Source organism: Georgenia sp. M64, from assembly GCF_038049925.1.
Taxonomy (GTDB): Bacteria; Actinomycetota; Actinomycetes; order Actinomycetales; family Actinomycetaceae; genus Georgenia.
In genome coordinates this window covers 2,325,133-2,347,005 of sequence record NZ_CP145809.1, presented here as the reverse complement: position 1 = coordinate 2,347,005, position 21,873 = coordinate 2,325,133, and the positions used below count along the sequence as shown (strand labels likewise).

At 75.3% G+C, this 21,873-nt stretch carries 16 protein-coding genes and 1 pseudogene; 12 read left to right on the top strand and 5 right to left on the bottom strand.

The window, feature by feature from the left end; genetic code table 11:
* The first annotated feature begins 158 nt into the window (after window positions 1-158).
* Genes AAEM63_RS10570 through AAEM63_RS10550 form a run of 5 tightly spaced genes read left to right on the top strand, consistent with a single transcriptional unit; the run spans window position 159 to window position 7,828 of the window.
* On the top strand, window positions 159-1,652 hold the full coding sequence (locus tag AAEM63_RS10570; protein WP_341358232.1) for an FAD binding domain-containing protein: 1,494 nt from the start codon (window positions 159-161) through the stop codon (window positions 1,650-1,652).
* A complete protein-coding gene (gene xdhB, locus AAEM63_RS10565; protein WP_341358231.1) occupies window positions 1,649-4,225 on the top strand; it encodes a xanthine dehydrogenase molybdopterin binding subunit in 2,577 nt (858 codons plus the stop codon). The genes AAEM63_RS10570 and xdhB overlap by 4 nt, the downstream gene beginning before the upstream one ends.
* Window positions 4,226-4,227: 2 nt before the next feature.
* A complete protein-coding gene (gene xdhC, locus AAEM63_RS10560) occupies window positions 4,228-5,100 on the top strand; it encodes a xanthine dehydrogenase accessory protein XdhC (RefSeq protein WP_341358230.1) in 873 nt (290 codons plus the stop codon).
* Window positions 5,097-6,431 carry a guanine deaminase gene (gene guaD, locus AAEM63_RS10555; RefSeq protein WP_341358229.1) on the top strand — a complete coding sequence of 445 codons (1,335 nt, stop codon included), beginning with the start codon at window positions 5,097-5,099 and terminating at the stop codon, window positions 6,429-6,431. The genes xdhC and guaD overlap by 4 nt, the downstream gene beginning before the upstream one ends.
* A complete protein-coding gene (locus AAEM63_RS10550) occupies window positions 6,428-7,828 on the top strand; it encodes an NCS2 family permease (protein ID WP_341358228.1) in 1,401 nt (466 codons plus the stop codon). The genes guaD and AAEM63_RS10550 overlap by 4 nt, the downstream gene beginning before the upstream one ends.
* 72 nt (window positions 7,829-7,900) lie before the next feature.
* On the opposite strand, the gene AAEM63_RS10545 is transcribed toward AAEM63_RS10550, so the two are convergent.
* Window positions 7,901-8,566 carry a hypothetical protein gene (locus AAEM63_RS10545; protein WP_341358227.1) on the bottom strand — a complete coding sequence of 222 codons (666 nt, stop codon included), beginning with the start codon at window positions 8,564-8,566 and terminating at the stop codon, window positions 7,901-7,903.
* 171 nt (window positions 8,567-8,737) lie between these two features.
* Here AAEM63_RS10545 and AAEM63_RS10540 point away from each other — a divergent pair, with 171 nt between their 5' ends.
* Entirely contained in the window at window positions 8,738-9,718 is a 981-nt protein-coding gene (locus AAEM63_RS10540) for an asparaginase domain-containing protein (RefSeq protein WP_341358226.1), read from the top strand.
* 115 nt (window positions 9,719-9,833) lie between these two features.
* Here AAEM63_RS10540 and AAEM63_RS10535 read toward each other — a convergent pair whose 3' ends face one another.
* Window positions 9,834-10,304 carry a heme-degrading domain-containing protein gene (locus AAEM63_RS10535; protein ID WP_341358225.1) on the bottom strand — a complete coding sequence of 157 codons (471 nt, stop codon included), beginning with the start codon at window positions 10,302-10,304 and terminating at the stop codon, window positions 9,834-9,836.
* Window positions 10,305-10,351: 47 nt separating this feature from the next.
* Window positions 10,352-10,966, bottom strand: a pseudogene (locus tag AAEM63_RS10530) (hypothetical protein); the annotation flags it as partial.
* Window positions 10,967-11,618: 652 nt separating this feature from the next.
* On the opposite strand from AAEM63_RS10530, the gene AAEM63_RS10525 reads away from it, so the two are divergent.
* The gene (locus tag AAEM63_RS10525) at window positions 11,619-14,198 is read left to right on the top strand and encodes an AAA family ATPase (RefSeq protein ID WP_341358224.1); all 2,580 of its coding nucleotides are present in this window, start codon (window positions 11,619-11,621) and stop codon (window positions 14,196-14,198) included.
* A gap of 107 nt (window positions 14,199-14,305) precedes the next feature.
* Here the strand turns inward: AAEM63_RS10525 and AAEM63_RS10520 are convergent, their stop codons facing one another.
* Together AAEM63_RS10520 and AAEM63_RS10515 are read right to left on the bottom strand one after the other, a co-directional pair.
* A complete protein-coding gene (locus tag AAEM63_RS10520) occupies window positions 14,306-15,550 on the bottom strand; it encodes an NAD(P)/FAD-dependent oxidoreductase (RefSeq protein ID WP_341358223.1) in 1,245 nt (414 codons plus the stop codon).
* Between the two features lie 58 nt (window positions 15,551-15,608).
* Window positions 15,609-16,181, bottom strand: a complete 573-nt coding sequence (locus tag AAEM63_RS10515) for an OsmC family protein (protein ID WP_341358222.1) — start codon at window positions 16,179-16,181, stop codon at window positions 15,609-15,611.
* Window positions 16,182-16,442: 261 nt separating this feature from the next.
* Here AAEM63_RS10515 and AAEM63_RS10510 point away from each other — a divergent pair, with 261 nt between their 5' ends.
* The 5 genes from AAEM63_RS10510 to AAEM63_RS10490 all read left to right on the top strand — a co-directional run bounded on the left by AAEM63_RS10510 (window position 16,443) and on the right by AAEM63_RS10490 (window position 21,347).
* The gene (locus AAEM63_RS10510; protein WP_341358221.1) at window positions 16,443-16,661 is read left to right on the top strand and encodes a hypothetical protein; all 219 of its coding nucleotides are present in this window, start codon (window positions 16,443-16,445) and stop codon (window positions 16,659-16,661) included.
* A 69-nt stretch (window positions 16,662-16,730) separates the two neighbouring features.
* Window positions 16,731-17,672: a 5'-3' exonuclease gene (locus AAEM63_RS10505; RefSeq protein WP_341358220.1), complete on the top strand. Its 942-nt coding sequence runs from the start codon at window positions 16,731-16,733 to the stop codon at window positions 17,670-17,672.
* Between the two features lie 165 nt (window positions 17,673-17,837).
* Window positions 17,838-18,827 (top strand): SDR family oxidoreductase, encoded by a 990-nt coding sequence (locus AAEM63_RS10500; RefSeq protein ID WP_341358219.1) that lies wholly within the window; start codon window positions 17,838-17,840, stop codon window positions 18,825-18,827.
* 391 nt (window positions 18,828-19,218) lie between these two features.
* Window positions 19,219-20,181, top strand: a complete 963-nt coding sequence (locus AAEM63_RS10495) for an ABC transporter ATP-binding protein (protein WP_341358218.1) — start codon at window positions 19,219-19,221, stop codon at window positions 20,179-20,181.
* Window positions 20,181-21,347, top strand: a complete 1,167-nt coding sequence (locus AAEM63_RS10490; RefSeq protein ID WP_341358217.1) for an ABC transporter permease — start codon at window positions 20,181-20,183, stop codon at window positions 21,345-21,347. The genes AAEM63_RS10495 and AAEM63_RS10490 overlap by 1 nt, the downstream gene beginning before the upstream one ends.
* Window positions 21,348-21,873: the final 526 nt, after the last annotated feature.

Below are 21,873 nucleotides of genomic sequence, written 5' to 3'. Positions count from 1 at the left end.
TGTGGGCACCGCGGGCGAGGGACTAACGTCCTGCGCACACCGGCGCCGTTGTTCGGCATGGATAACCTGCGGCCCGGCAGCTCAAGCACCGAACCATGCCCCTCGCGGACCACCGGTACCGGCGGACCCACGGGCAGTTCGAAGCAGGAGCACGAGGCATGGACCTAGAGGTCACCGTCAACGGCGAGGTCAGGGCCGACGTCCCGGCCGGGCCGCACACGTCGCTGCTGGACTGGCTGCGCGCGCAGGGCCTGACCGCCGCCAAGGAGGGCTGCGCGGAGGGTGAGTGCGGTGCGTGCGCCGTCCTCGTCGCCCGCCCCGACGGTGAGGGCCGCACGCGCTGGACGGCGATCAACGCCTGCCTGCCGCCGGCCGCCGCGCTGGACGGGCAGGAGATCGTCACCGCCGAGGGCCTGGGCACGGCGCCCGGCGCCTGCCGGTCGGAGCACCTCCACCCGGTCCAGCGCGAGATGGCCGAGCGGGGCGGGTCGCAGTGCGGCTACTGCACGCCGGGGTTCGTCTGCTCGATGGCCGCGGAGTACTACCGGCCGGACCGCCGAGCCGGGGTGGCGGCCGGGGCGACCGGGACGTCCGCCGTCGGGGAGGACCACGCCGCCGACGACGAGACCGGTCCCAACGGGTTCGACCTGCACGCCCTGAGCGGGAACCTGTGCCGTTGCACCGGGTACCGGCCCATCCGCGACGCGGCGTTCGCCCTCGACGGCCCCGAGGCCGGTGACCCCCTCGCCGAGCGCCAGGGACGCCCCGCGCCCGCGGTCCGGAGCACCGACCGGTCCGACGCCACCGGGCGGTTCGTGCGGCCCGCCGACCTCGCCGAGCTCCTCGAGCGGCTCGCCGCCGACCCCGACGCCCTCGTCGTCGCCGGCGCCACGGACACCGGCGTCGAGCGCAACATCCGTCACGCCCGGCCCCCGCTCGTCCTGGCGGTGGACCGTCTCCCCGAGCTGCGCGGCCTCGAGGTCACCGACGAGCGCATCGAGATCGGCGCGGCCCTGACCCTGTCGGAGGTCGAGCGGGCCCTCGACGGGCGGGTCCCGCTGCTGGCCCAGCTCTTCCCGCAGTTCGCCTCGCGCCTCATCCGCAACACCGCGACCCTCGGCGGCAACCTCGGCACCGGCTCGCCCATCGGCGACTCCGCGCCCGCGCTCCTCGCCCTGGACGCCTCCCTCGTCCTCACCGGCGCGGACGGCGAGCGGGAGGTCCCCCTGGCCGAGTACTTCACCGGGTACCGCACGACCGTGCGCCGGCCCGGGGAGATCATCCGGGCGGTGCGTCTCCCGCTCCCGCTCGCGCCCGCCACCGCGTTCTACAAGATCGCCAAGCGGCGCTTCGACGACATCTCCTCGGTCGCCGTCGCGTTCGCCCTGACCACCGGTGGCGACGGCGAGGTGAGCGCGGTCCGGATCGGGCTCGGCGGCGTCGCCGCGACGCCGGTCCGCGCACGGGCGACCGAGGACGCCCTCGTGGGACGCCGGTGGACCGAGGAGACGGCCCGGTCGGCCGCTGCGGTCATGGCCGGCGAGGGCACCCCCATGGACGACCACCGCGCCAGCTCGCGGTACCGCTCGGCCATGCTCGAGCAGTCCCTCCTGCGATTCTTCGCCCAGACCGCCCTGGAGGTGGCCCGATGAGGTCCCTGTCCGAGCGTCCCGAGCGGCCCGTCGTCGGGGTCTCCGTCCCGCACGAGAGCGCCGAGCTCCACGTCACCGGCGCCGCGCTCTACACCGACGACCTCGTCGTGCGCACCGCCGGGGTCCTGCACGCCTGGCCCGTCCAGGCCCCACATGCCCACGCCCGCGTCACCTCGCTGGACACCAGCGGGGCGACGACGGTGCCGGGCGTGGTCCGCGTCCTCACCGGCGCCGACGTCCCGGGCGTCAACGACGCCGGCGTCAAGGGCGACGAGCCGCTCTTCCCCACCGAGGTCATGTACTTCGGCCACCCCGTGGCCTGGGTCCTGGGCGAGAGCCTCGAGGCGGCCCGGCTCGGCGCCGAGGCGGTGCGGGCCGAGTACGAGGTCCTCCCGTCGCTGCTCACCCTCGGCGAGGCGATGGAGGCCGGCAGCTTCCAGGGCAACCAGCCCACCGTGAGCCGCGGCGACGCCGCCGCCGGGCTGGCGGCGGCAGCACACCGCTTCTCCGGCGAGCTCGAGCTCGGCGGCCAGGAGCACTTCTACCTCGAGACCCACGCCGCGCTCGCCCTCGTGGACGAGGCGGGGCAGGTCCTCGTCCAGTCCAGCACCCAGCACCCCTCCGAGACCCAGGAGATCGTGGCCCACGTCCTCGGGCTGCACAGCCACGAGGTCACCGTGCAGTGCCTGCGCATGGGCGGCGGGTTCGGCGGCAAGGAGATGCAGCCCCACGGCCTCGCGGCCATCGCCGCGCTCGGCTCGGTCCTGACCGGCCGGCCCGTCCGGCTGCGGCTCAACCGCACGCAGGACCTGACGATCACCGGCAAGCGGCACCCGTTCCACGCCTCGTGGGAGGTCGGCTTCGACGACGACGGCCGCCTGCTCGCCCTGCGCGCGACCCTGACCTCCGACGGCGGCTGGAGCCTGGACCTGTCCGAGCCCGTGCTCGCCCGGGCGCTGTGCCACATCGACAACGCCTACTTCATCCCCGACGTCGAGGTCCACGGCCGGATCGCCCGGACCAACAAGACCTCGCAGACGGCGTTCCGGGGCTTCGGCGGCCCGCAGGGGATGCTCGTCATCGAGGACATCCTCGGGCGGTGCGCGCCCCTGCTGGGGGTGGAGCCGGCCGAGCTGCGCCGGCGCAACTTCTACGCCCCGGGCCAGGCCACGCCCTACGGCCAGCCGGTGCGGCACCCCGAGCGGCTCGCCGCGATCTGGGACGAGGTCCACGAGCGCGCCGACGTCGCCCGGCGCCGTGAGCAGATCGCCGCGTTCAACACCGCACACCCGTACACGAAGCGGGCGCTGGCCGTGACGCCGGTGAAGTTCGGCATCTCGTTCAACCTCACCGCGTTCAACCAGGCCGGGGCGCTCGTCCACGTCTACAAGGACGGGTCGGTGCTCATCAACCACGGTGGCACCGAGATGGGCCAGGGCCTGCACACCAAGATGCGCCAGGTCGCGGCGACCGCCCTGGGCGTGCCGCTGGACCACGTCCGCCTCGCGCCCACCCGGACCGACAAGGTGCCCAACACCTCCGCCACGGCAGCCAGCTCGGGCGCGGACCTCAACGGCGGCGCCGTCAAGGACGCCTGCGAGCAGATCCGCGAGCGGCTCGCGGGTGTCGCGGCCCGCACGCTCGACATCCACCCCGACGACGTCCGCTTCGACGGCGGGCGGGTCACGGGCATCGGGTTCCACGACCGGGACCTGGCATGGTCCGACGTCGTCAGCGCCGCCTACTTCCAGCGGGTCCCTCTGTTCGCCGCCGGGTACTACCGCACCGAGGGCCTGCACTGGGACTCCAGCCGGATGCAGGGCGAGCCGTTCAAGTACTTCTCCTACGGCGTCGCCGCCTCCGAGGTGGAGGTGGACGGCTTCACCGGTGCCTACCGGTTCCTGCGCACCGACATCGTCCACGACGTCGGCGACACGCTCTCCCCGCTCATCGACCTCGGCCAGATCGAGGGCGGGTTCGTCCAGGGCGCCGGCTGGCTGACCCTGGAGGAGCTGCGCTGGGACCTCTCCGACGGCGACACCCGCGGCCGTCTGGCCACCCAGTCGGCGAGCACCTACAAGCTGCCGAGCTTCTCCGAGATGCCCGAGGAGCTCAACGTCCACCTCTTCGAGCGGGCCACCGAGACCGGCGTCGTCTACGGCTCCAAGGCCGTGGGGGAACCGCCGCTCATGCTGGCCTTCAGCGTCCGGGAGGCGCTGCGTGAGGCCGCCGCCGCGTTCGGGCCCGGCGGGGTCACCGTGGGCCTGGCGAGCCCGGCCACCCCCGAGGCGGTCTTCTGGGCCGTCCAGGCGGCCCGCGCGGCCGGTGGCGCGCCCGGCGAGGAGACGTCGGCGGTGCCGGGTGCGCCCGTCGCGGGGACGGCGGCGGCCCGGCCGGCCGGCGGGGGAGACGACCTCGGGGACGGCGCACCCACGGGGGACGCGGCCGCGCCGTCGCCGGGGGCCGCCCAGCCCGCCGCGACGGGCGACGTCGACGGGTCCGACCACGGCACCGAGGAGGCCCACGACGGCGCCGACCACGGCGTCGCCCGCGCCGGCGCCGGGGGGAGCTGACCGTGGACTGGCTGGAGGCGGTCCAGAGCCTGCGCGCGGACGCTCGCCCGGGCGTCCTCGTCACCGTGACGGCGGTCCGCGGCCACGCCCCGCGTGAGGCGGGCGCGAAGATGGTCGTGGCGAAGGACGCCACGTGGGACAGCGTCGGCGGGGGCAACCTCGAGGCCACGGTCGTGGACCGGGCGCGGGCGATGATCGACGAGGGCGTCACCGTGCCCGAGACCGTGACGTTCGCGCTCAACGACCACACCGAGAACCGGCACGGGCGTCAGTGCTGCGGGGGAGAGGTCAGCGTCCTCCTCGAGCCGCTGCGCACGGCCCCGACCGTCGCCGTGTTCGGTGTCGGGCACGTCGGCCTCGAGCTCGCCCGCATCCTGTCCCGGCTGCGCCTGGACCTCCACCTCGTCGACAGCCGGCCCGAGCAGCTCGACCCGCTGCGCCTGGCCGAGGTCACCGGCGGGCACGCGAGCGTCACCGTCCACCACGCCGTCGCCCCGGAGACCGTGCTGCGCGCCCTCCCGGCGGGCTCGCACGTGCTCGTCATGACGCACGACCACGCCGAGGACCTCCTCCTGTGCGACGCGGCCCTGCGCCGCGGTGACCTGGACGTGGGCCTCATCGGCTCCCGCGCGAAGTGGTCACGGTTCCGGGTCCGGCTGCGCGGCGAGGGCCACGACGACGCCGTCATCTCCACCATCACCTGCCCCATCGGGCTGCCGACCATCACGGGCAAGGCCCCGGCCGTCATCGCCGTCTCCGTCGCGGCCGACCTGCTGCAGACCATCGAGGCCACCGGACCTGCGGGGCCCTCCCACGGCCTCGCGCGGCCGGACCGTGCGACGGCCGCCGCGCCGGCCGAGGGCCGCCGCGCATGACCCTCTACCGCGCCACCGTCCTCGACACCCCCGGCGACCCGCTCGAGGACGGCCCCGAGGCCCTGCGCGCCGAGAGCGACGGCGGGCTCCTCGTCCGCGACGGCGTGATCGCCGCCCGCGGCCGCTTCGCGGACGTCGCCGCCGCCCACCCCGGCGAGGAGGTCGTCGACCTGCGGGGCGGGATCCTGCTGCCGGGGATGGTCGACACCCACGTGCACTTCCCGCAGGTGCGGGCCATCGGCGGCCTGGGCATGCCCCTGCTGGACTGGCTCGACCGGTGCGCGCTGCCCGAGGAGATGCGCCTGGTGGACCGGGCCTACGCCGAGGAGGTCGCCGGCGAGTTCGTCGACGGCCTCGTCCGCGCCGGCACCACCACCGCGCTGGTCTTCGGCTCGCACTTCCCGGAGGCCGTCGACGCCCTGTTCGGCGAGGCCGAGCGGGTCGGGCTGCGGATCACCAGCGGCCTGGTCGTCAGCGACCGGGTCCTCCCCGAGCCCCTGCTCACCACCCCCGAGGCAGCCCTCGCGCACGGCCGGGCCCTGCTGGAGAGGTGGCACGGCCGCGGACGCCTGCGCTACGCCGTCACGCCGCGGTTCTCCCTCTCCAGCTCCGAGCCGATGCTCGACGCGTGCGCCGAGCTCCTCGGCGCCCGCGACGACGTCTGGTTCACCTCCCACCTCAACGAGAACACCGCCGAGATCGAGGAGGTCGCCCGGCTCTTCCCCGGCGCCGGGCACTACCTCGACTCCTACGACCGGCACGGCCTGGTCACCCCGCGCTCGGTCCTGGCCCACAACGTCCACCCCACCGGTCACGAGCTCGAGGTGCTCGCCCGCGCGGGCGCCGCCGTCGCCCACTGCCCCACCTCCAACTGCGCCCTCGGCAGCGGGCTGTTCCCCTTCGCCGAGCACCTCACGGCCGGCGTGCGGGTGGCGCTCGGCTCCGACGTCGGGGCCGGCACCGGTTTCTCCCTGCTCAAGGAGGGCCTGCAGGCGTACTTCGTCCAGCGCCTCCTCGGCCCGCGCGGCGTGGCCCTCGGCCCCGCCGCGCTCCTCCATCTCGCGACGAGGTCCGGCGCCCTGGCGCTGGGGCTCGGCGACGACGTCGGCGACCTCTCGGTCGGCAAGCAGTTCGACGCCGTCTGGGTCCGACCCCAGCCGGGCAGCACCCTCGAGGTCGTGCTCCGCCACGCGGCGGACCCGACCGACGCCCTTGCCAAGATCTTCACCCTGGGCACACCCGGCGACGTCGCAGTCGTCTGGGTAGCCGGCCGGGCGGTCAGCTCCGCGCCCCAGCCCGTGCCCCCGTCCCTTCCCCTGGAGGCAGCATGAGCACGACCGCGACGAAGAGGTCCGGTCCCGTCCGCACCGGGCCCGGCCCGGTGGACCGCTACTTCGGCATCACCGCCGAGGGCTCGACGATCCCGCGCGAGCTGCGCGCGGGCTTCACCACGTTCCTGACGATGAGCTACATCCTCTTCGTCAACCCGCAGGTCCTCTCCGGGGCGATCGACGTCCCGAACTCGTTCGTCCAGCTCCTCATGGTCACGGCCATCGCGGCGGCGTTCGGCTCCATCGTCATGGGCGTCATCGCTCGCTACCCGTTCGCCCAGGCCCCCGGCATGGGGCTCAACGCGTTCTTCTCCTTCACGGTGGTGCAGGGGATGGGCGTGCCGTGGCAGACGGCGCTCGGCGCGGTGTTCATCTCGGGCGTGCTGTTCGTCGTCCTCAGCGTCATCGGGGCCCGGAAGGCGATCGTCATGGCGATCCCCATGAGCCTCAAGCTGGCGATCACCGCCGGCATCGGCACGTTCCTGGCGTTCCTCGGGCTGCGCACCGCCGGGATCGTCGTGCCGAACGAGGCGACGATGGTCACCCTCGGCTCACTCGGCAGCCCCACCGCCTGGGTGGCGATCGTCGGCCTGCTCATCACCGCGGTCCTGCTCCAGCTCAAGGTCAAGGGCGCCATCCTCTGGGGCATCCTCGGGTCCTCGGTCATCGCGATCGTCTCCGGTGCCCAGGTCTTCGCCGGGGGCGCCGACGGCGGCCTCCAGGCGTTCCCCGGGTTCGGCGACGGCGTCGTCGCCGCGCCGATCTGGCCCAGCGACCTCGTGGGGGCGCTGGACATCGCCGGCGCCCTCGGCCTCGGCGTCCTGTCGGTGGTGTTCACCTTCTTCTTCGTGGACTTCTTCGACGCCACGGGCACCCTCACCGGGCTGGCCCAGCGCGCCGGGTACCTCGACGAGAAGGGCGACATGCCCCGCGCCAAGACCACCTTCTCCATGGACGGACTCGCCGCCATGTTCGGTGCGTTCATGGGCACCTCGACCACCACCGCCTACGTCGAGAGCGCCTCGGGCATCGAGGACGGCGGCCGGACGGGCCTGACGTCGGCGACGACGGGCGTGCTGTTCGCGCTGTCGATGTTCCTGTGGCCGCTCGCCGGGGCGATCCCGGGCGCGGCGACGGCACCGGCGCTCATCCTGGTCGGGGCGATGATGATGGACGGGATCCGCCACATCGAGTGGGACAAGGTCTCCGAGGGTGTGCCGTCGTTCCTGGCGATCATCGCGATGCCGCTGACCTTCTCCATCGCCAACGGCGTGAGCCTCGGGGTCATCAGCTACTGCGCCATCAAGCTCTTCACCGGCGACGGCCGAAAGGTCCACCCGATCCTCTACGTCGTCGCCCTGCTGCTCGTGGCGAGGTACGTCTTCCTCAGCGAGTAGGTCGTCGGGGCGCCCGGTCGGGCCCGCCCGGGCGAGCCGGGTCGGGCCCGCCGGTCGGGCGCGGCTCGCCGGTCAGGCCCGCCAGGCCGAGGTCTGCGCGGTGGCGTCGCCCGTCGTGGCGCCGTCGGTCGTGGCGCCGTCGTCCGAGGTGCCGTTCAGGCCCGGCATCCCGCGGTGCCCGCCGGGGCCGTGGCCGGGCCCACCCATCGGCAGCCCCTCCTCGACCGCCGCGGTGATGCGCTCCTCAAGGCCCGCCCGCAGCTCGGCCGCACGCGCCTCGTCGAGGTCGCCGTCGGCCACCGCCTGGTCGATCCGCTCACCGGCGGCGGCGACGAGGGCGTCGACGAGCTCGGTGGTCGAGACCCCCTGCGCCTCGGCCACCTCGGCGAGCGTCGCGCCGTCGGCCAGCTGCTCGCGCAGCACCTCCTGGTCGAGCCCCAGCGCCTCCGCGGCGCTGTCGAGCGCGAGCATGCGCAGGCCGTGGCCGCCGCGTCCGAGGGCGGAACCGAGCGTCTCGGCGACGTCGTCGGCCTGGTCCTCGGTGATGGTGCCGTCCTCGACGAGGCCGGCGAGCGCGTCGCGGACGCGCTGGACGCGGTCGGCGAGGAAGGAGGCGGACTCCTCCTCGGTGGTCGTCCCGGTGGTCGTCGCGGCGCCCGCCGGCAGCAGGGCGACACCGGCGACGCCGGCGATGCCCAGGGCCCCGGCGGCCGCCAGGGCGGAGAGTGTGCGCTTCATGTCTTCCATCCGTCTCTCCGGGTGCGGGGGCCCGGTCGTCGAATCCCGCGAGCACCACGTTGCCTCCGCGACCTGGGAGGACGCTGGGGCGGACCTGCCAGTTCGCCCGGTGCCGCACGGGGCGACGGCGGTCGGTAGCCTGACCCGGGCATCTCGTCGCCAGGAGGCACCATGATCACGCTGCTCGCCACCGGCGGGACCATCGCGGCCCGCAGGGGTGCGCGTGGGCTCACCGTCGGGGCCGCCGGGGCCGAGCTCCTCGAGCGGGCCCGGACCGTCTGGCCGCTGGAGGTCGACGTCGTCGTCCGCGACGTCGAGGGGGTCGACTCCTCGGCGCTGACCGTGCCGCGCGTGCTCAGCCTCGCCCGGAGCGTCCGGGAGGCCCTGGCGAGCTCCGACGGCGTCGTCGTCACCCACGGCACCGACACCATGGAGGAGACCGCGTTCCTCCTTGCCCTCGGCCACGACACCGAGCGGCCGGTCACCCTCACCGGGTCGCAGCGCCCGTTCGACGACGCCGCCCCCGACGGTCCCCGCAACCTCGCCGCCGCCCTGGCCTGGGCCGCGTCGCCGACGAGCCGGGGCACGGGGGTGACCATCGCCTTCGCCGACGCGGTGCTGCCGGCCATCGGGACCCACAAGGCCAAGTCGCTGGGCCTCGAGGCGTTCGCCGCACCCACCCGCGGCCCCATCGGGCACGTCGACGAGACGGGGGTGCGCCGCCACGCCCGGCCCGAGCTGCCCGCCCCGATCCTGCCCCCGGACGCCGTCGACCTGCCGCGGGTCACGGTCGTGCCCCAGTACCTCGGCGCCGACGCCGCGGCCGTCGAGGCGGCGGTGCGGGACGGGGCCGAGGGGCTGGTCGTGGCGGGGTTCGGCGCGGGGAACACCACCCCGCCGGTGACGGCCGCGCTCGTGGAGCTCCTCGGCGCGGGACTGCCCGTCGTCGTCACGTCACGGACGGGGTCCGGCGCCGTCGCGGGCCTCTACGCCGGCGGGGGAGCCGACCTCGCCGCGGCGGGTGCGGTCATGGCGGGCGACCTCTCCCACTGGCAGGCCCGGCTGCTCCTCGCCGCGGTGCTCGCCCGGGGGCGCGAGGGCTGGGCCACGCGCGTGCGAGCGTGGCTGGGAGCGGCGGGCGCGACGCCCTGACCGTCCTGGTTGGTCGTGTGCGGCGGGGCGCGACGCCCTGACCGACCCCCTGCCCCGCTGCTGCGTGCCCGGTACCGTGACGGACCCGCGGCTCGGGTGAGGGCCGCCTGCGCGGCTACCGCCCGAGGTAGATCCGGAGCTGCTCGACGACGAGGGCGTGGTCCTCCCGCTGCGGGAGCCCGGAGACGCCGACGACCCCCACGAGCTCCCCGCCCGTCAGCGTCAGCGGGAACGCCCCGCCGTGCGCGGCGAACCGGGCCGTGTCGAGGCGGCTGTCGGCGTCGAAGTCCTTCCCGCCGACCCGGAACTGCTCGCCGACCCCGAGCGAGCTGCGGCCGTAGCGGCGCACGACCGCCATCTTGCGGGCGAGCCACTCGTCGTTGTCCGCGCTCGAGCCGTCGAGCGCGGTGTGGAACACGCGCTGCTCGCCCAGCACGATGCCGATCGCGATCGGCAACGACCGGGTGAGGGCCGCCTCGCGCAGCAGGCAGCCCAGCTCCCACGCGTGGTGGCGGGTGAAGGTGGCGAAGCGGAGCTCGGACTCCTCGGCGAGGATCTGCTCGTGCAGCGCGGTGGGGTGGCTCATGGGCGCCACTCTAGGCGGGGTCGTACCAGCCGGGAGTCACCGACCGCTCAGTAGCGGAGCAGCGCGCCGACGGTGCCCGGGAGGTCGCCGGCCGGCACGAGGACGACGCGGCCACCCGCGCGCAGCGTGGCCACCGCCGCGTCGTCGACCCGCTCGCAGTCGGCGACGCTGCCGTCACCGAGCTCGACGACGTGCGGTACCGAGGCCCAGCAGGTCTCCCGTGAGGGCAGCAGGAGCGTCTCGACCCGGCCCTCCTGCGCGGCGACGGCCGCCTCCTCGGGATCGGTGGTCGCGCGGCCCGTGCCCAGGAGCTCCGCGAGCCGGTCCAGCGCCGCCCGGCCGGCCCGGGCGGCATGGTCGGCGACGAGCGGCCACGCGGCGGCGTGCAGCTCCTCCGCCGTGCGCGGGCCGCCCGCCACGGCCGCGTCGAGGACGGGGACGTAGGGGTTGACGTCGCGGTACATCGCGACGGCCTCGGGCAGACCCGCCAGCACCATGGGTGTCCGGCGGTCGCCGAGCACCTCCGCGATCCCGCCGGCCACCGTGCGGAAGAACGCACGGGCCTCCGCCTTGCGGTCGCTGCCGTCCCCGCCGCCGTGACCGTAGAAGACCGCGGCGCCGCGACCGAGCGGGCGGGCGAGGGGTGCGGCGCGACCCCGTGCCTCGTCCTGGAGGTCAGCAGGCTCGTCGGGACCTCGGCGAGGTCCACCTCCTCGAGGCGGTCACGGGTGCCCTCCAGCAGGCGGACGTCGTGGCGGTCGAGCGCGACGAGCACGAAGTGCTCCTCCTCGGTGACCAGCGGCAGGATCGGGCCGACGACGAACCGGTCGCCCACCACCGCCACCTCGGGCAGCGGCAGCGGCACCCGGTACGCGTGCATCCGCCCCGGACGGAGGTACACCGCCAGCCCGTCGCTCATCCGCTCCCACGCCCACGCGTCGTCCCGGCGCGCCGGCTCGAGGAAGGCGTCGACGTCGGGTCGGCGGGTGCCGTGCCCCACGAGCACGGCGTGGACCTCGTCCAGCAGGTTGCGCAGGCGCAGCCGGTCCCCGGCGTCGCGCCGGGTCGGGAGGAAGACGGACACGTGCTCGCCCGGCTCCCGCACGGTGAGGGTGTCGATGTCGGTCCGGGTCAGCAGGTCCATGTCGGAGCTCCTCGTCCCGCGCCCGGACTCGCCGCCGGGCGCTCCCCTCCCGCCACGCTAGGCCGCCGGCACCGTCCGGCGCGCGGGACCAACGGGCCGACGTGCGGTGTGAACGTGCGGCGACCCTTCCGGCCACCGGCCCCGCGCCCTAGCCTGGGGAGGTGGCTCTCATGGAGCGAGACCACCACCTGGCCGCGCTGGACGACGCCCTGCGTGCCGCCGCGACCGGCCTGGGCCGGGTCGCGCTCGTCTCCGGCGAGGCCGGTGTCGGCAAGACCTCCCTCGTGCGGGCGTTCCTCGCCCGGCACGGCCGGGACCTGCGCGTGCTGTCGGGCATCTGCGACGACCTGTCGACGCCACGCCCGCTCGGACCCTTCGTGGACATGGCGGGGCAGGCGGGGGCCGACCTCGCCGCGGCCCTCGGGCGCGGCGACGGGGCCGACCGGCTCTACGTCCTCCTGCTGGCGGAGATGGCCCGCCCGCCCGCGCCCACCGTCATGGTCGTCGAGGACCTGCACTGGGCGGACGCGGCCAGCCTGGACCTCATCACCTACCTCGTGCGCAGGATCCACGACGTCCCGGCCCTCATGATCCTCACCTACCGCTCCGACGAGGCGGACCCAGGCCGGCCCCTGCGCCGGGTGCTCGGTCAGGTGCCGCCCGCGGCGGCGGTGCGGGTCGCCGTCGAGCCGCTCTCGGTGACCGCCGTCGCCCACCTCGCCGAGGCGTCGGCGGTGGAGCTGCACCGGCTCACCGGCGGCAACCCCTTCTACGTCTCCGAGGTCCTGGCCAACCCCGGCGACGTGCCCCCGTCGGTCGCGGACGCGGTGATGGCCCGCGTCGCGCGCCTGCCGGGTCCGGCCCGCGAGCTCGTCGAGCTCGTGGCCATGAGCCCGGGCCGGCTCGAGCGCCGGGTCCTGGACGCGTGCGTGCCCGGGTGGGCGGACGCCGCCGTCGTCCCGGAGCGGCGGGGCATCCTCGAGGTCGGGCCGGTGTGGGTGTGCTTCCGGCACGAGATCGCCCGTCAGGCGGTCGCGGCCGAGGTGCCGGCCGGCCACCGGGCCACCCTCCACCGGCTCCTGCTCGACGAGCTGGAGGCGCAGGAGGCCGACCCCGCCCGGCTCGTCCACCACGCCGTCGCGCTCGCCGACCCGGACGCGATCGTGCGTCACGGGCTTCTCGCGGCCCGGCAGGCGGTCCGGTACGGCGCGAACACCGAGGCGCTGGCCCACTACCGCCGGGTGTCGCCGCTCGCCGACCGCCTGCCGGCGGACGTGCGGGCCGCGGTGCTCGAGGAGTGGTCGGTGACGTGCCTGGACACCGCTGCCATGGCCGAGGCGGCCGAGGCCGCCCGCGCGGCCCTGACGGTCCTGCGCGAGCTCGGCGACCGGATCGGTGTCGCCCGCGTGAGCCGGTTCCTGTCGGGCATCCACTACTCCCTCGGCGACCCGCGGTCCGGCGACCGCTACCTCGAGGACGCGGTCGCCGTCGCCGCAGGGTTCCCCCGCGGACGGGACCTGGCGCAGACCCTGGCCACCCGGGCGATCCACGCCATGGTCCTCTGGGACAGCGAGGAGGCGGTCCGGCTGGGCACCGAGGCCGCGGAGATGGCGCAGTCACTGGGCGAGGACGACGTCCTCGCGCAGGCCCTCGTCGCCGTCGGCGCGGCGCGGTACGGCTGCGGGCACGAGGACGGTGTGGCGACGGTGGGACGCGGCATCGCGATCGCTCGCGCGAGCGGCCACGAACACCTGGCCTGCGTGGGGTACGCCAACCTCGCCGAGACGGCGATCGAGCACCGTCACCACGACCTCGCCCGTGACAGCCTCGACCGCGGCAGCGCGCTCGCCGAGGAGCGCGAGGTGCTCTCGGTCCTCGGCTACCTCGACGGCCTCCGGGCGCGCCTGGAGATGGACCGGGGGCGGTGGGACGTCGCGGAGGCGCTGGCCACGTCGGTGGTGGAAGGGCCGGCCTCGACGCCCCTGAACGACCTCAACGCCCTGTACACCCTCGTCCGGCTGCACAGCCGGCGGGGCGGTCCCGACGCCGAGACGCTCCGGCGCCTCGCGGCGGCCGTCGAGCGCAGCGGCGAGCTGCAGCGCGAGGTGCTGCTCACGGTGGCCCGGGCCGAGCGCGCCGACCTCGCCGGGCGGCTGCCCGCCCAGCGGGGCGCGCTCGCGGACCTGTACGACCGTGTCGTGCGCTGCGGGCTGCCCTGGGCGATCGGTGACGTCGCGCTGTGGCTCGCCCGCGCCGGGGTGCCCGTGACGGTGCCCGAGGGCGTGGCGCTGCCGATCCGCCTGGAGCTCGGCGGCGACGCTCCCGCGGCCGCCCGCGCGTGGGCCGGGCTCGGGTGCGCCTACGACGCCGCCGACGCCCTCGCCCACGGCGCGGACGGCACCGGCCTCGTGGAGGCGCTTCGTACCTTCGACGACCTGGGTGCCGAGGCCGCGGCCCGCCGCGTGCGCGAGCTCCTGCGCGAGCAGGGGGTGCGGCAGATCCCCCGTGGGCCCCGCCGGGGCACCCGGACGAACCCGGCGGGCCTGACCGAGCGGCAGGTCGACGTCCTCGTCCTGCTCGCCCAGGGCATGACCAACGCCGAGATCGCCGAGCAGCTGGTCGTGTCGGTGCGGACCGTGGACCAGCACGTCGCGGCGATCCTCGCCAAGCTCGACGTGCCGAGCCGCCGGCAGGCCGCGGGTCTCGCGCACGAGCTGGGTCTCGCCGGGACGGCCGCGCCCACCGGCTGAGCGCGGCCGCGGTCTGCCCGCTGTGCACGGTCACCCACCGGCTGAGCACGGCCCGGTCTGTCGGCTGAGTGCGGCTGCCCACCGGGCGGGCGCGGCCGGGGGACCGGTCAGCCGACCGGCACCGCGCTCCGGGCCGGGACGAGCCGTTCGGCGAGGAAGCGGGCGTCGGCGCCCACCCCGTCGATGAAGCTCGAGTTGCGCCGGTACATCCAACGCAGCCCGAGGAGGTAGAGCCCCGGCGCGGGGGTGACGCCGCGGCGGTGGACGGGCTCGCCGTCGCCGTCGAGGACCGGGGCGCGCAACCAGGAGAGGTCGCGGCGGTGCCCGGTCGCCCACACCACGGTCCGCACACCGGCCCGGCCGAGGTGCAGCCGGCGCGGTGCCGCCCCGGCCCAGGGTGCCGGGGCCGGCTCGCCGTCCTCCGGGGGTGGGGCCACGGTCCCGGTCCGGCCGACGTGGTCGTCCACCGCCGCCCGCAGACGGCGGACGTTGTGGTCAGCCTCGGCGAGCCGGTCCGGCAGGTCGTCGGCGAACGTCACCCACCCCTGCTCGGCGGCCACGAGCCGGCCGGCCGGCACGACCCCGTCGGCGACGAGCCGGCGCAGGTCGAGGTCGTGGGTCCCGCCCGAGAGGACGACGCTCGGCGCGTTCCGGGTCACGGTCGGGTCGGGCAGGGTGTCGATCGTCCGGGTGAGCAGGCCGAGGCGGTCCATCCACCAGAAGACGTCCTGGCCGCGGTAGCGGCGGGGGAGGGGACGGTGGTGCCCGACCGCCAGGTAGACCTCGCGGCCGCACAGCGCCAGCTCGTCCGCGATCTGCTGCCCGGACGGCCCGGCCCCGACGACGAGGACGGCACCCTCGGGCAGGGAGCGGGGGTTGCGGTACCCGGAGGTGTGCAGCTGGTGGACGTCCCTCGGGAGCGCTCGTGCCGTCGCGGGCACCGAGGGCGCGTCGTAGTGGCCGGTGGCGACCACGACGTTCTCGGCCGACCAGCGAGCGCCGGCGGCGGTGCGCACCTCCCAGCCCCGCGTGGACGGCTCGACCGCGGTGACCTCCACACCGGTGAGCAGCGGCGGGTCGAAGGACCGCACGTACCCGTCGAAGAAGTCGACGACCTCGGCGCCGGTCATGAACCCGTCGGGGTCCGGGCCGGTGTACCGGTAGTGCGGCAGGCGCGTGAGCCAGCTGGGGCTGAGGAGCCGGAAGGAGTCCCAGCGCTCGCTGCGCCAGCGTTCCGCGGGCCGGCCGCGTTCGAGGACGACGTGGTCCTGCCCGGCCTCGGTCAGCTCGCGGCTCAGCGCGAGACCTGCCTGGCCGGCACCGATGATGATCGTGCGGACGTGCGTGGTCATGTCCCTCTCCTGTTCGGCCACGCCGGGAACCGACCGGTCCCCGGCGAGGCGGAGCCGCTCAGCGGACGGTGGCGTCGATCGTCACCGGGACGCCGTTGGTGACGACGTCGAGGACGGCGGAGCGGCCCGCGGACCGCTCGAGCAGGTTCCGCAGGACCTCCTCCGGTGCGTCGCCGCTGATGGTGAAGTGCACCCTCACCTGCGAGAAGCCGTTGCGGGTGCTCTCCGAGAGCCCCAGGATCCCCATGAGGTCGATGTCACCCTCGACGGTCGACTCCACGGAGGTCAGGGTGATCCCGCGGACGGCGGCGATGTTCACCAGCCCTGCGGTGAGGCAGGCGGCCAGGCCGTGCAGCACGTACTCCACCGGCGTGGGCCCGGTGTCCCTGCCGACGAGCACCTGGGGGTGGTCGGCGTCGAGGACGGTCTCGCGCAGGTGGCTCATCTCCTGGCCGGCGCCGTAGAACCCGCTGATCCGTCCCTGGCTGTGCGTGCCGCTGACCCAGCGGTTGTGCGCACGGAACCGGAAGTCGGCGATCGAGGGATCGGCGCTGACCGCGTCGAGCGTGGCGAAGAGGGTCGCGGTGTCGACCCCGTTGCGGGTCGTGGCCTCGGTGGTGACCTGGTTCATGGAAGTCCTCCTGTGGTCGGTTGGGAACCTGGCATGACCACGGTCCCCGCCGGGCGGCGGGCGGCACATCGGTAGGCGTTGCCCATCTCGCCGGACCGGGTTGCCCATCTCGGATGGGCGGCGCTGCCGTAGGCACCCGGTCCCCGGTAGATGGGCATGCACCACCGATGCGCGGGCCGGGCGCCGGCGGGGATCGTCGTGTCCGGCGCAGAACGCCACGCCGGCCGACCGGACCGGCGGGACCCCGACGAGGAGGAGAACGTGGAGAGCGGACAGATCGTGGAGATGGTGCTCATGCAGGAGCGCCTGTGGAACCAGTGGAGCTACGACGAGGGCTCCTGGCGACTCGAGGAGGCCCGCCGGGTGGCGCGCGAGGCGCGCGGCCCGTGGTGGTCGCCGCTGGTCCCGGGTCGTTCGCGGCGCCGGCGAGGCTCGGCGGTGTCGACCGCCGCCCCGACGGCGGCCGCGGCCGGCGCCTGAGGACCGGGCGCGCCCTTGGTCGGACGCCCGCCCGCCCGCGGTCGGCGCCCGCAGGGCATGCTGGACCCCATGACCTCGACCGGCCCGCTGCTGCTCCTCGACAGTGCCTCGCTGTACTTCCGGGCGTTCTACGGGGTCCCGGACTCCGTCACCGCCCCGGACGGCACCCCTGTCAACGCGGTCCGCGGGTTCCTCGACACCATCGCGCGCCTGGTGACCGACCGTCGGCCGTCCCGACTCGTCGCCTGCTGGGACGACGACTGGCGCCCCGCCTTCCGCGTGGCGGCGATCCCGTCCTACAAGGAGCACCGGCTCGCAGCCGACGGCGGCGAGGAGGTGCCGCCGGCCCTGACCGCGCAGGTGCCCGTCATCGTCGAGGCCCTCGCGGCCCTGGGGATCGCGCGGGTGGGTGCCCCCGGCTACGAGGCGGACGACGTCATCGGGACGCTCACCGACCGGGCGGTCACGTCCCGGGCGCCCGGCGGCGTGGAGATCGTCACCGGCGACCGCGACCTCTTCCAGCTCGTCGACGACGACGCCGGGGTGGTGGTGCTGTACACCGCCCGCGGGCTGCGCAACCTCGAGCACGTCGACCAGGCGCGGCTGCGCGAGCGCTACGGCGTCGCCACGGGTGAGGCCTACGCCGACATGGCGATCCTGCGTGGCGACCCCAGCGACGGGCTGCCCGGGGTCGCCGGCGTGGGGGAGAAGACGGCGGCCGGGCTCCTCGCGCGGCACGGCAGTCTCGCGGGCCTCCGCGCCGCCGTCGACGCCGAGGGCGGGGCGGTCTCGGCCACCCAGCGCACTCGGCTCCGCGGGGCTCGGGACTACCTCGACGTCGCCCCCCTCGTGGTCCGGGTGGCGCGCGACGCCCCGGCCGCGGAGGTCGACGACGCCCTGCCCGCCACCCCCGCCGACCCCGAGGCGGTCCTGGCGCTGGCGGAGCGGTGGAACCTCGGCTCGCCGATGACCCGCGTCGTCGAGGCCCTGTCGTCGGTGGGCGCGCGCTGACGTCTGCCGGCAAGGTGGGCGCGCTGACGTCAGCCGGCAGCGCGTGTCGTCGCCTGCCCGTCGGCAGCGGCCGGCGGGGGCCGGCAGCGGTCGTCGCCCGGCCGGCGTTGCTGGCAGCATGGGAGACCGGCCGGCCCCACCCGCCGACCGCGACGAGGAGGAAACATGAAGGCCCTGTTCATCGGCGGGTCCGGAGTCATCAGCTCGGCGTGCGTGCGCCGGGCGGCTGACGACGGGTTCGACGTCACCGTGCTCAACCGCGGCCGGTCCACGACCCGGCCCCTTCCCGCGGGGGTGCGCGAGCTGCGGGCCGACGTGCGCGACCTCGCCGCCGTGCGCGAGGCCCTGGCGGAGGAGACCTTCGACGTCGTCGCCGACTTCCTCGCCTTCACCCCGGCCCACGTGCGCGCGGCCGTGGAGACCTTCGCCGGACGGACCGGGCAGTATGTCTTCATCAGCTCGGCCTCGGCCTACCAGACCCCGCCGGCCCGGCTGCCGATCACCGAGTCGACCCCGCTGCGCAACCCCTTCTGGGGCTACTCCCGGAACAAGATCGCCGCGGAGGACGTGCTCGTCGGCGAGTACCGGGAGAACGGCTTCCCGGCGACGATCGTGCGCCCCTCGCACACCTACGACGCGACGATGGTGCCGCTGCCCGGCGGCTGGACGACGGTCGAGCGCATGCGGCGCGGCGCCGAGGTCGTCGTCCCGGGGGACGGCACGTCGCTGTGGGTCCTCACCCACAACAGCGACTTCGCCGCAGGCTTCACCGGGCTGCTCGGGGCGACCTCCGCGATCGGCGAGGCTTTCCACATCACCTCCCACGAGGTGCTCACCTGGAACCAGATCTACACGCTCATGGCCGAGGCGGCCGGCGTGGAGCCGCGTCTCGTGCACGTCGCGTCGGAGGCGATCGCGGCGGCCGACCCCGAGCTCGGCGCCTCCCTGCTCGGCGACAAGGCCCACTCGGTGATCTTCGACAACACCAAGGTGCGGCGACTCGTCTCCGACTTCACCGCGAAGGTGCCCTTCGCCCGGGGCGCCCGCGAGATCGTCGACTGGTACGACGGCGACCCCACCCGGCGTGAGGTCGACGAGGACACCGACCGGCTCCTCGACGCGCTGGTTGCCGCGTACCGTCCCCGCAGCCTCTAGGAGCTCGAGTGGGAATCCCGGAGCTCGTGCGGGACGTAGGTCTCCTCGATACACCCGGGGGTATCGCTACGGTAGGTCTGTCGCCGACGGTCGGACCTTGCCGGTCGCCAGGCGCGCTGACGCGAACGTCGGTGTGGGACGATCGCGCGGGTCGGGCGCGCCCGGGCCACGAGCCCGGGTGCGCCGGCCGCCCCGCACCAGGGCCGGCCGGCGGCGCGGCGCGTCGGCGTGGCGGGGCAGGAGCCGGCTGCGCAGCCGCTCGGTGACACCTCGGACGGGCTCCCGGCACTGCGGCCGCAGCCGGTCGGGCGTCGTCGCCGGAGGTGTTCCGGTGCGTTCTCCCAGGTGGCAGCATGGACCCCGCCGGGGGGCCGAGGGACGGATGGGCGACGTGGGTGCAGCAGAGGCCGTGACGGCCGAGGACGTCCTGGCGGTGACGGGTCTGGAGAAGCGCTACGGCGACCTCACGGCCGTCGACGGGGTGTCCTTCGTGATCGCCAGGGGCGAGACGTACGGGCTCCTCGGTCCCAACGGGGCAGGCAAGACCACGACGATCTCGATGGTCGCCGGGCTGCTGGCCGCCGACGGGGGCTCGGTCACGGTGGCCGGTCGGGCCGTGGTGCCCGACGCCGTCGAGGTCAAGCGGCACATCGGCCTCGTCCCGCAGGACCTCGCCATCTACCCGGAGCTGACCGCACGGGAGAACCTCACGTTCTTCGGCCGGCTCCAGGGGCTGCGCGGCGACCGGCTGCGCCGCCGCACCCAGGAGGTCCTCGACCTCATCGGGCTGACCGACCGCGCCAAGGACCGGACCAAGGAGTACTCCGGCGGGATGAAGCGCCGGCTCAACATCGGCGTCGGTCTCCTGCACCGACCGACGCTGCTCATCCTCGACGAGCCGACAGTGGGCGTGGACCCCCAGTCCCGCAACGCGATCCTGGAGTCGGTCGAGGCGCTGTCCGGCGAGGGGATGGCGGTGCTGTACACCACGCACTACATGGAGGAGGCGGAGCGCCTCTGCGACCGCATCGCCATCGTCGACTCGGGGCGCATCCAGGCCGAGGGCACCCGTGACGAGCTGATCCGCCTCACCGGCGGCGTCGACCACATCCGGCTCACCGGCACCGGCCACCTGGCCGAGGCCGCCGAGGTCCTCGCGCGGCTCCCCGCGGTCGAGCGCGTGGACGCCGACCGGCACACCCTCACCCTCACGGTGCGCGACGCCCCCTCGGCCGTGAGCCACGTCGTCACCGGCGCCACCTCCGCGGGGATGTCGCTCAGCGACGTCGAGATCACCCGCCCCGACCTGGAGTCGGTGTTCCTCCACCTCACCGGGAAGGCGTTGCGGGACTGATGCGCCACATCCTCACGATGGCGGCGGGCGACCTTCTCCAGCGCCTGCGGGACCGCTCCGTCCTCATCTTCGGCATCGCCGTGCCCCTCGGGCTCATGGCGGTGTTCAACCTCGTCCTCGGTGGCACCGAGGAGCTCGAGCTCGAACCGGTCACCCTCGCCGTCGCGGCCCCGGCGGGGGACGAGCTCGCCCCGGTGCTCGGCGAGACCCTCGCCCGGATCGACGCGCCGGACGTCACCCTCACCGAGGTGGGGGCGGAGCAGGCCCGTGCCCTCGCCGCGGACGGGACGGCGGACCTGGCGATGATCGTGCCGGACGGGTTCGGCGACGCCGTCCGCGCCGGGGAGCCGGTCACCGTCGAGATGGTCGAGGGCGACGGGGCCGGCGTCGAGACGGACGTGCTCCTCGCCGTCGCCCAGGGCGTCCTCGACCAGCTCGCCGCCGGCACCGAGGCCGCCGCGGCCGCCTCGGCAGCGGGTCTCCCGCCCGACACGGTCGGCGAGGTGGCGGCCCGCGCCGCGACGGACACCGGCGCCCTCACGCTGGAGGAGGGCGTGGCGTCGAGCGAGCAGCTGAGCACGTCGGCAACCCTCGTGGCCGGCCAGGCAGGACTGTTCCTGCTGTTCACCGTGGGGTTCGGCGTCCTCGGCCTCGTCGCCGAGCGCGAGCAGGGGACCATGGCCCGGCTGCGCTCGATGCCCATGCGACCCGGCACGGTGGTCGCGGCCAAGGCCCTGGTGAGCTTCGTCCTCGGCGTCGTGGCGACCACGGTGCTCCTCGTGGCGGGGTCGCTCATGTTCGGCGCCGACTTCGGCTCGCCGCTCGCCGTCGGCGTCCTCGTGCTCTGCGCGGTCGCCGCGGCCACCTCCCTGATGTTCGTCGTCGCCCGGCTGGCGCGGACCGCCGAGCAGGCGAGCGTCATGCAGTCGATCCTCGCGATGGGCCTCGGTGTGGCGGGCGGGGCGTTCTTCCCGCTCGCGGCCTCGGGCCTGCTGGCGCGGGTGCTCGACCTCAACCCCGTCGCGGCGCTCATGCGCGGCCTCGGGATCACCGCCGGCGGCGGGGGCCTGGGCGACATCGGCGTCCCGGTCCTGACGATGCTCGGCTTCGCCGCGGTCGCCGTGGCGGTCTCCCGGCTCGTGCCGGACCGGGCGGCGGCGCCATGAGCGCGCTGACGATCGCCGGGGTGGAGCTGCGGCGGTTCCTGCGGGACCGGTCCAACATCTTCTTCGTCTTCATCTTCCCGCTGCTGCTCGTCGTCCTCATCGGCTCCCAGTTCGGCGGCGACGGACCGCAGGGCCGCGTGGTCGTCGCCGGTGAGGCCGGCGAGGTCCGCTCGGCCCTCGTCGAGGTCCTGGAGGGCGACGGGGTCGCGGTGACACTCGCCGAGCCCGACGCGGCGCGCGAGCTGCTGGCCCGGGGCCGCAGCGACGCCGGGGTGTTCGTCCCCGCCGGCGCCGCGCTCGGGGAGCCGGTGACCGTCGAGGTCGTCACGGGCCCGCAGGCGGGCGCCCAGGTAGCACTCGAACGCGTCCGCAGCGCGGTGCGCGCGGTCGGGGTGAGCGACGCCCAGCTCGCGGCGCTCACCGGTGCGGGCGGCGTGGCCGAGGAGGACGCACGCGCCGCGCTGGAGGACGCCGCCGGCCGCGTGAGCCCGCCGACGCTGTCCGTCGTCGACGTCGACGCCGTCGC